Origin of the sequence: Brachyspira catarrhinii, from assembly GCF_005518285.1 — a bacterium.
Classification (GTDB): domain Bacteria; phylum Spirochaetota; class Brachyspiria; order Brachyspirales; family Brachyspiraceae; genus Brachyspira; species Brachyspira catarrhinii.
On record NZ_SJDU01000080.1, the window covers coordinates 1 to 7,615 of the forward strand.

Annotated in this window: 7 protein-coding genes; 4 read left to right on the forward strand and 3 right to left on the reverse strand. The window is 27.9% G+C overall.

Translation table 11 applies throughout. The annotated features are described in order from the left end of the window. Window positions 1-261 precede the first annotated feature (261 nt). Both EZH24_RS04520 and EZH24_RS04525 read left to right on the forward strand, forming a co-directional pair. A complete protein-coding gene (locus tag EZH24_RS04520; RefSeq protein ID WP_137997929.1) occupies window positions 262-573 on the forward strand; it encodes a hypothetical protein in 312 nt (103 codons plus the stop codon). Between the two features lie 96 nt (window positions 574-669). Then, on the forward strand, window positions 670-1,266 hold the full coding sequence (locus EZH24_RS04525) for a hypothetical protein (protein ID WP_137997930.1): 597 nt from the start codon (window positions 670-672) through the stop codon (window positions 1,264-1,266). Between the two features lie 239 nt (window positions 1,267-1,505). Here the strand turns inward: EZH24_RS04525 and EZH24_RS04530 are convergent, their stop codons facing one another. Further along, a complete protein-coding gene (locus tag EZH24_RS04530; RefSeq protein WP_137997931.1) occupies window positions 1,506-2,522 on the reverse strand; it encodes an aspartate-semialdehyde dehydrogenase in 1,017 nt (338 codons plus the stop codon). Window positions 2,523-2,666: 144 nt separating this feature from the next. On the opposite strand from EZH24_RS04530, the gene EZH24_RS04535 reads away from it, so the two are divergent. Then, window positions 2,667-3,545: a prephenate dehydrogenase gene (locus EZH24_RS04535; RefSeq protein ID WP_137997932.1), complete on the forward strand. Its 879-nt coding sequence runs from the start codon at window positions 2,667-2,669 to the stop codon at window positions 3,543-3,545. A 2-nt stretch (window positions 3,546-3,547) separates the two neighbouring features. Here the strand turns inward: EZH24_RS04535 and EZH24_RS04540 are convergent, their stop codons facing one another. Both EZH24_RS04540 and EZH24_RS04545 read right to left on the reverse strand, forming a co-directional pair. Next, window positions 3,548-4,045: a YajQ family cyclic di-GMP-binding protein gene (locus EZH24_RS04540; RefSeq protein ID WP_137997933.1), complete on the reverse strand. Its 498-nt coding sequence runs from the start codon at window positions 4,043-4,045 to the stop codon at window positions 3,548-3,550. Window positions 4,046-4,061: 16 nt separating this feature from the next. Beyond that, window positions 4,062-5,549, reverse strand: a complete 1,488-nt coding sequence (locus EZH24_RS04545) for a glycogen synthase (protein ID WP_137997934.1) — start codon at window positions 5,547-5,549, stop codon at window positions 4,062-4,064. Between the two features lie 161 nt (window positions 5,550-5,710). Here EZH24_RS04545 and EZH24_RS04550 point away from each other — a divergent pair, with 161 nt between their 5' ends. Then, a complete protein-coding gene (locus tag EZH24_RS04550) occupies window positions 5,711-7,393 on the forward strand; it encodes a restriction endonuclease (protein ID WP_137997935.1) in 1,683 nt (560 codons plus the stop codon). Window positions 7,394-7,615 lie beyond the last annotated feature (222 nt).

Below are 7,615 nucleotides of genomic sequence, written 5' to 3' on the forward strand. Positions count from 1 at the left end.
AAATATTTATTTGATTATTTAATTAAATAAATAAAAGAAATTTTAAAAGAGAGGCTTAAATGAGTAATAACGCACTTGCAACGTTACGTTATTCATTTAAACTTTCTCGGTTTTTCTATTGCAAAAATCAATTCTTTATTACATTTACTAAATTACTTTATACTTTGTCCGTGCTTTGCGGATATTTCAATTTTGGTAGCTTGTCGGAAGAAATTAAAAACTTTCGATTTGTTATAAATAATATTATACAAGGAGTTATCTATGAATAACAAATACCTTATAATTACTTTTTGTTTACTTTTTATAATGTTTATTGTCGGATGCAAAACTATTGGTTCAGCCGACAATATTCCTCAATCGCTTCAACTTTCAGGCAGCGATATAACGGTTGGAGAAGTGTTAACGGCGGAATTAAAATATAACGCCAAAGACGACACTTTGAAAGAACAACTTATAGCCGAAGCCTTGAAAGGAACGACTTACGATTTTTTAATTATGCCTCGTTATGAGATTTTCAAAGATGGGCTAACTACAAAAATTAGAGTTAGAGGAAGAGGAGCAAGAGTTAAATAATTTATAAAAAACAAAAAGTAAGAAAAAAGACGCCGTATTTAATTGCGGCGTCTTTTATAAAATTATAATTTAAAATTTTAATCAAGGAGATTAATAATGTTCAAAAAATTTTTAATTACAAGTTTTATTTTAATTGCAAATATTCCTTTCGTTTATTCAAAAGACGAACCTATTACATTTGCATGTTTGCCGCCAGAAGGAACTATGGATGCAAAGGAAATGGTTTCATATATTTCGTCTGTGGAAGGAGCTTTTTTCAAAGAAGGGCTTAATGTAGCCGATAGAAAGAGACTTGAAAGACTTATAAAAGAAATGGAGTCGCAAGAAGCAAGCGATACGGATGATGAAACGGACGCTACAATAAAAGCGGGAAAAGCAATGAAAGTCGATTATCTTATAGGGGTTACTATTGATAATTGGGAAGAAGAAAAATTGGATACATATTCTATGAACCGTGATAGAAAAAAGGATGTTTTGAAATTAAAAGAGGAATACATACTTATTTATGAAACCGTTAGAATTAATATTAGAGTAATAGAAGTTGAAACCTCGATGGTAATAGCTCAAGGAAGCGCAGAAGATTCTAGCGTTAAAACTCGTTTTCGCAAAATGGATACGCCAGATAAATTGGCTAAAAAAGTCGTAAATAAAGTTATGAAAGATGTAAAAAAGCAATTAAGAAAGAAAAAATAAAAATTTTATTTTAATTTAAAATTGCGTATATAATATGATTTTCACACACTTAAAGACGGGCGAGGTTAAGACTTCGTCCGTTATTTTTTAATTTGTCATTGCCGAAAGGCACACAGAGTGTGCGAGCGAATAAAATGAGCGTGGCAATATATTTTGTATGGACTGCTTCGTTTTTTACGAAAACTTGCAATGACAATTATTTAATTTAACTAAATAAAAAATATATTCCGAAAAATTATTTATTTTTTATCTTTCAAATTTTCCAAAACTAATTCGGCTATTTGAATTGCGTTTGTTGCCGCTCCTTTTCTTAATTGGTCTCCAGCGCACCATAAAGTTAAAGAATTTTTAGCGCTTATATCCTCTCTTATTCTGCCGACAAATACCAAATCTTGATTAGTCGTATCCAAAGGCATAGGATATTGAAACTTTGCGGGATTGTCCACAACTTTAACGCCTTTCGCTTTCGCTAATAATTCTCTCGCTTTTTTAGGAGTTATTTTTTTTGCAGTTTCTATGGTTATCGATTCGCTATGACTTCTAAATACGGGAACTCGAACGCAAGTGCAATTTACTTTCAAATTTGGAGAATGAAGTATTTTTCTTCCTTCGTTTAACATTTTTAATTCTTCTTTCGTATAACCGTTTTTATCGAACGAATCTATTTGAGGAATTAAATTAAAACATATTTGATATTTAAATGCGTTTATTTCAAATTTCTTTCCTTCCGCCCAATCTCTCGCCTGCTGTTCCAATTCTTCCATAGCTTCTTTGCCCGCTCCAGATACCGCTTGATAAGTTGAGGCTATTATTCTTTTTATTTTTCCGTATTTATGCAAAGGAGCTAAAGCGACTAAAGCGATTATAGTCGTGCAATTAGGGTTCGCTATTATTCCCTTATGCTTTTTTACATCTTCTGGATTGACTTCGGGAACTACCAAAGGAACTTTTTTATCCATTCTAAAAGCGCTGCTGTTGTCTATAACCACGCTTCCAGATTTAACTGCAATCGGACTCAATTTTTTACTTATATCGCTTCCAACCGCTACTAAAGTAATGTCCATATTTTTAAACGATTTTTTATCCGCTTTTTCAATCGTATATTCTTTATTTCTGAATTTTACTTTTTTGCCCGCGTCTTTATTTCCAAGAAGTTTTAATTCGTTAATTGGAAAATCTCTCTCTTCCAAAATTTTTAACATTTCTTTGCCAACCGCCCCAGAAGCGCCTAATAAACATAAATTAACTTTTTTCATAAGATAACAACCTACCGTTTTTAAGATTATTTTATGCAATATTATATATTTATTAATATATAAAAACAAGCGCATAATCATAAAATTATAAATATTGTTTTTTTATGAATTTCATTTTAAAATACAAAAATTAAGGAAATCATTATGACAAATATATTAGTTATCGGACTTGGATTAATTGGCGGTTCTCTCGTTAAGTCTTTAAGAAGTAAAAATAAAAATTCTCAAAAAAATAATTATAGAATTTGGGCGATAGATAAAAATAAAAAAAATATTGAGTCGGCTTTGAAAGATAAATATATTGAAAGAGGTTTTTCTAATTACTCGAATATAAAAGAAGCTCTCGATTTTGCGGACATTATCATAATTTGCGCTTTTCCTTCTGTCGCTTTGAATATTATAGAAAAGTATAAAGATTTAATAGACAATAAAAAAATATTATCCGATTTCTGCGGAGTGAAAAAAGATATTTTTGACGCCGTTTCAAATAAAAAATATGTCGGACTTCATATTATGGCGGGAAAAGAAAAAGGAGGCTATATTAATTCTTCCGAAAGTTTATTCAAAAATTCAAACGCTATAATATTGTCGAACGATAAAGCTAAAAAAGAAGATATAAAAAAAATAGAAAAATTATCGAAAGACGCGGGCTGCGGAAAAATTATTTTATCAACCGCCGAAAAACATGATTATATGATAGCTTTCACAAGTCAGCTTATGCATATTATCGCATGTTCAATCGTAAATCATAATCAATTTTTAGAATCGCTGGGTTATGAAGGAAACAGTTTGAGCGACCATACGAGAGTCGGAACTATAGACGCGAATATGTGGAGCGAATTATTTTTGTATAATTCAAAATATTTATCTAACTCGCTTTCGGAATATATAAATCGTTTGGAAGATTTTAAAAAGGCTTTGGATAAAAAAAATATTGACGAATTAAAAAAATTAATGATTAATTCAAATAAAATAAAATCAAAATGGCTTAAACTAAAAAACAATAAGAAAAATAATATATAAAATTATCTATAATTCGTAAATTGCAACGGAATCGGATAATCTTTTTCTTTTATCATATTAATAACCGCTTGCAAATCGTCTTTTTTCGCGCCCGATACTCTTATCTGCTCGTCTTGTATGCTCGCTTGAACTTTCAATTTCATTTCTTTAATATCTTTTACAATCGTTTTTGCCAAATCTTTATCTATTCCGCTAACTACTTCGTTTATTTCGCGAATCGAATCGCCCGCAGCTTTTTCTTTTTTCTTCTCTCTTAAACATTTTTGATTGAGTCCTCTTTTGATAAATTTTTGAAATAAAATATCTCTAACTTGATTAAGAACGAAATCCGCTGGAGCGTTTATCGTAATAGTTTTTTCTCCTTTGTTTAATTCTATCGTTATATTCTGTCCCTTAAAATCGAATCTATTATTTATTTCTTTAAGGGCTACATTAACGCAGTCGTCTATTACTTGCATATCGACTTCCGAAACTATATCAAAACTTGGGTCTTTTGGCATAATCATCTCCTTATATTTATTTTAATAATTTTATATATAATTTTTTATATTCTTTAGCGGTTTTCAAAAGCGAATAATCTTTATTCATAGCGTTATAAATAAGTTTATTCCACACTTTTTTATTATTATATATTTTAAAAGCAAAATCCATAGCGTCTACAAAATCATTAACAGAATAATCGTTAAAAACGAATCCCGTAGCTTTATTTAAAGATTTAGAATCTTTATAATTTATAACCGTATCTTTGAGTCCGCCAACGGAATGAACTATCGGCAAACTTCCGTATTTCATGCTATAGATTTGATTGAGTCCGCATGGCTCGAATTTACTCGGCATTAAATACATATCGCTTCCCGCAGTTAATCTATGAGCGAGCGCTTCGTCAAAATCGAAAACAACTTTTATATTTTTCGTTCTATTTGCGCGTTTTATAAATTCTTCTTCAAAATTTTGAAAATAATTATTTTTAGAAAATAAGAAAATAAAATTTCCGTCATAAGTGGAAAGTTCAAAAAACGAAGAATAAATTAAATCGAGTCCTTTCTGCGGGTCGAATCTTGAAATCATGGTTATTAACGGAAAATTTTTATTCTTTAAATTAAATTCTTTATATAAAGATATTCTTATAATTTTTTTCTTTTTTAAGCATTCTTCTACCGAATCAATATTTGAATCTACGCTATAATGATGTTTGATATATTTGTCGGTTTTCGGATTCCAAGAATTATCGTTTACTCCATTTAATACTCCGAATAATTTATAAGAATTTTCCGCAAGCAAATTATTAAGCCCGAAACCTTCGCTTTGAATTTCTTTAGCGTAAGAAGGACTAACGGTAGTTATTAAATCCGATAAAATTATTCCCGCCTTAATAAAACTAACTTTGCCGTAAAATTCCAATCTGCTATGAACGAAAAATTTCCAAGATATATTGAGTAGATTATAAATATCCGTTTCAAAATTTCCTTGATAGGCGAGATTATGAATCGTAAAAATTACTTTTAAATTTTTCAAAGCTTCTTCTTCGTTATAAACTTCTTTTATATAAAGAGCGATTAAAGAAGTCTGCCAATCGTTTAAGTGAATTATATCCAATTTAAATTTTTCTTTTTTATATAAATAAATTATTAATTGAACTACAGCTTTTGAAAATAAAATAAATCTGCTCGCGTTATCTTCGTAATCTTTTCCGTTTTCTGAGTATAATCCGTTTCTATTAAAAAATTTATCTTGCTTTATAAAGTAAACGGTTATGTTTAAATTTTCGGGATGTTTTATTTTTATAATTTCCACTTCAATATCGTTTTTATCATGTTTTATTTTAAGTTTCGCATATTCGCTTTTTTTGTCTACAAATTTATAATTGTCTTTATATAAAGGAACTACCAAAGAAGAATCAATTTTTATAGAATTTAAAGCTAAAGGTAAACTTCCCGCAATATCTCCCAATCCGCCAGTTTTTGAAAACGGATAAGCCTCGCTCGATATCATAAATAAATTCATGTTTATACCTGAAAAATTATTGATATATCTATATTACTATAAAAATAAATAAATGTCTATTATTATTTTTCATTAATTTACTATTTCAATAATTATAATATTATAGATTTATATTAAAAAGAAAATATAAGAAAAAAGAAAAATGCCGATAATTATTATTGATGATAAATTATGACATATATATTTATAGCGTTGCAGTTATATGCTTTTTATTAGTCGTTTTACTATCTATAAAAATACTTTTTAGGGATAAAAATAAAATAAAAGTCAAAAAAGATATGTTAAAAAAGATTTCCGAATTAAAAAAAGGTTTATCAGATGATTCGGAAGATTATGATTCTATGTATCAACTCGCTTATCTTGAAGATAAAACTGGGGACTATGAATCCGCTTTGGATATATACGATAAACTCGCATATACTGGTTATTTAGATAATTTAGCCTATGCCGAAGCTCTTCAAATATGCAAAAGGCTGGAAGATAAATATGATAAATTAGACGAGAAAGAGAAAAGTTTTGCATATTTGACTAAAATAATAAAATTAGAACCTAATAATATTTTTTATATAATAAAAATAGGCACTATATTGGGGGAAAACGGATATAATTTAATCGCATCGAATTATTTTAATAAAGCCTTACTTTCAAAAAATGAATTCGAGGTAGATAGCCTTAAAGTTGCGGCATTTTCATTCTTCAGCGTTAAAGATTATGGCAAATCAATAAAATTTTTAGATGAATTCTATAAAAGAGTATTAAAATATTCAAATAGAAATTCTATGGAAGTTCATAATATAGAAAAGAGTTTAATATCGATGTATATAATTTTAGACGAACTTAATATAGCAAAATCTTTTATAGAATCCGTTTTAATAGAAAAGAATATAGACGAGGATTTTAAATTCTATATAAATAAGATGTATTTATTTATTCTTTATAAATTGGGCGATAACGAAAGATTTAAAAAGGTTTACGACAATCTGCATGAACTTTATTTAAAAAACTCAAATGTAGATTATGCCGATTTAATATTAGATTACTCTTTTTATTCATATTTTTTAAGAGAAATTGAATTCTCGATAAAATATTTTGAGATTATCAAATCTTTCAATAACCCTAAATTTGAAATTTACGATATAGATACGATACTTAAATATTTAAATCAAATAATTAGAGCTAATTATCAACTAACGCTTTTAAGAGATTTAAAAAATTCGGATGAAAATAAATATATAAACGATAATTATGAAAAATATATAGATAAGGTAAATATAGAAACTTGGGAAACTTCAATTAATATATGGGAAAACTCCTTTGTCGATTTGTCTTATATGTCGAATTTAATACAAGTGGAAAAAACTATTAATATAGACGGCAAAATATTGGAAGATTTAAAAAACGTTGTCGATTCCGCAGAACATCCGAGTGATAAGATATTAACTAAAAAAGTCGATAAAATATACGATTTAGATATAAACGAATTCAGAAAATTATGTAAAAATATAATAACATCGAAGCTTTCATATGTAATAGCTCAGGAATATGAGGATAAATTCAATAATAATATTAACGGAGACGAAATAAATTTTTTAGCTTATAATATTAAAGGCAGTAAAAAAGATTTAACTTTAATATCTTTCAAACGGTGGAAAAAATCTTCAATAGGCGAACTTATGATTAGAGATTTCTACATGATGGTTAATGAAGTGGACGCCAAAAACGGAATATTAATAGTTCCTACAGAATTAAGCAACAGCGCAAAAAGTTATGTTTCTCATAACGATAGAATTACGGTTTATTCTCGAGACCAATTCAATAATCTTTTGAAAGATGAAAAATTATAAAATTTATTTTTTATAATAGTGAATCATACAAAGTGAGGCAGACTTTCATGCTGTAAGCAAGTCTCGTTCGTAATGACAGATTTTAATTTTTTAACGACAAAAAAATAAAAAAAATTTTTGATTAAACTATTGACATATTTTTTAATTCATGCTATAATTTATATAAATAAAGTTAATGAATAATGGATAAATTATTTATGATTAATAAAAATTACTATAAAT